Source organism: Henriciella sp. (assembly GCF_049649345.1).
Taxonomy (GTDB): domain Bacteria; phylum Pseudomonadota; class Alphaproteobacteria; order Caulobacterales; family Hyphomonadaceae; genus Henriciella.
In genome coordinates, this window is record NZ_JBARZC010000377.1 from 1 (window position 1) to 2,279 (window position 2,279).

General features: G+C 58.1%; 1 protein-coding gene and 1 pseudogene. Both read right to left on the reverse strand.

Features of this window, described 5'->3' with window-relative positions; genetic code table 11:
* Nucleotides 1-322 (reverse strand): annotated as a pseudogene (locus tag WA989_RS10310) (hypothetical protein); the annotation flags it as partial.
* Nucleotides 323-439: 117 nt separating this feature from the next.
* Nucleotides 440-2,279: TonB-dependent receptor (locus WA989_RS10315; protein WP_424340411.1), on the reverse strand; the 1,840-nt coding region annotated here is incomplete at its 5' end.

Below are 2,279 nucleotides of genomic sequence, written 5' to 3' on the forward strand. Positions count from 1 at the left end.
ACATTGTGTCATCGCTGAGCCAGTCGAAACTCTGAATGTCCATTCTTGCCGCGCCAGCCGTGAACGGCTTGCCGGACAGGTCGTCGGTGGACAGGATCTGAATGACGGCATTCGCATTCTTCGCAGGGACCAGACGAAAGGCGAGATATTTTCCGTCGGGCGAGAGCTCTGCATTGGTCATCGCGTCCAGAACCGCGAAATAATCGATTGGCACTGGCGCCTCGTCCTGCGCCGCTGCCGGCCCTGCCACGAAGGCCGCAGAGCAGGCAATCACCGCAGGAACAGCGAATGCGCGCAACACGGATTTCATAGAAACTTTCATGTCTTCTTCTAACCTCGCCTAGAATTTCATTACATAAAAGAAAAGGGGCGGAGGACGATGTTGTCAACGTGACAATCACATCCTCCGCCCCTGATCATAGGGCTACAAGATCCCGTCCTAGAAGGACTTGCGCACGTTCACAAAGACGCTGCGGCCAATGAAGTCCTGGTTGAACGGAACGTTCGTGCCAGGGATTTCGAAGAACTCGCCCGGATCTGCCCGGTCTGGTGCTTCATCGAACACGTTTCTCATGCCGACGATCATCGTCCAGGTGTCCTGATTGTACCGAACCGATGCGTTATGCAGGAAGTAGTTATCGAGGTAATCCACGTCACGGCAATCAACGCCGCCTGCAGCCTCGCCAACACACGTTTCGCCTGCGCCGAAGTCGTCAGTGAACAGCTGTTGCTGCTCTCCGATCCACGTGGTGTTCCAGGTAAACCGGAAGTCACCATAGTCGGCAAAGGCACGGGCGATGCCCTGCCATTCCGGGTTGTAGATCGTGCCGGCGACATCCGTCGTGACAGGATCGAGACCCGGCGCACGTTGCGTCGTGGACCGCTCCAGCGTGTGGTTGACGTCGATATCAAGACCGATGTTCATTTCGTTCGCGCCGATGGCGAACTCTCTCTGCAACAGCAGGCCGAAGTCGATACCGCGAGCCACTTCAGCATCCTGGTTGATGAACGGTGTGTCCACTTCCTGGATGAAGCCGGTCGACTGGCTACGACGCACCAGACCACAAAGTGCAGACTGCGCACTCGGACGGTCGATGAAACAGTCATTGATGACCGCTTGAGCGCCTTGCTGAATGATCGTGTCTTCAATCTCGATGTCGTAATAGGTCACCGAGGTTGTCAGATCGAACGTATCGAAGAAAGGCTGTTCGAACACGACACCGATTGTCGCCGCTTCAGAGGTCTCTTCCTGCAGCGTAAGGCCGCGGAACGTGAAGACTTCCGTGGACGGGGCGCCGGTGAACTCACCGAGGCTGGTCGGATCGACGCCAGCGTCACGACAGTTCTGAAGCGTGACGGCGGAACGTTCGTCACCGGTTGGGTCGTAAACGTTACCAGGCGTCGCTGGATCACCATCAGCATCGATCAGAGCATCTTCAGGCACGATACATGGGTCGGAGAGGCCAAGGAAGCCGGACTGACCGAGGATGAACTGCTCACGCAGGTTCGGGGCGCGGTAGGACGTGCCGAACGAACCCCGGAAGGTCAGGTAATCCACCGGACGGTAACGGCCGCTGATCGCGTAGGTCCATGCGGAGCCGAACTCCGATTCTTCGGTCCAGCGTCCTGAAGCGTTGAGCGTGAGCTCTTCGGCAAAAGGCTGGCCGGCGAGAACCGGAACTTCGATTTCTGCAAAGGATTCCAGAAGGTCACGTGAACCGCTAGCGCCGCGGTCGGAGAAGAAGCCGACGTTGAGGCCAAGACGAGCGACATCATCAGGGCGGGAGTCGATGGCGTCTTCGCGATATTCGACACCGACCACACCGGCAACTGTACCGGCAGGCACTTCGAACAGGTCACCGGTCGCGATGGCCTGGAATACGGTCTGTTCGACGATCGTGTTAAACGTCCGGTTCGAGATCAGATAGTCGTATTCTGCCTGGGTGGCGAAGTTACCGCCGCCGAGGCCATAGATGGATGGCGCATAGGCATCGATCGGCACACAGGCCGGGGTATCGTTGAACCCGCTGCCTTCAAACGGTGTGCCTTGCTCGGGCACGCCGTCGCCGTCCGTGTCGAAACCACAGATGAAGTTGCCTGGATTGTCAGGATCTTCAACCGTCGTGGCAAGGGACAGGGCGAGCCGGTCATCAGAGAAGCGCGTGGACCGCGACTGGCCGCTTGAACGGTCATAGCTGAGGGAGGTTTCCCACGTCCAGTTGTCGAGGCCGAGACCTTCCAGCGGAAGATCGCCTTTCAGACCGGTGACGATCCGGAAT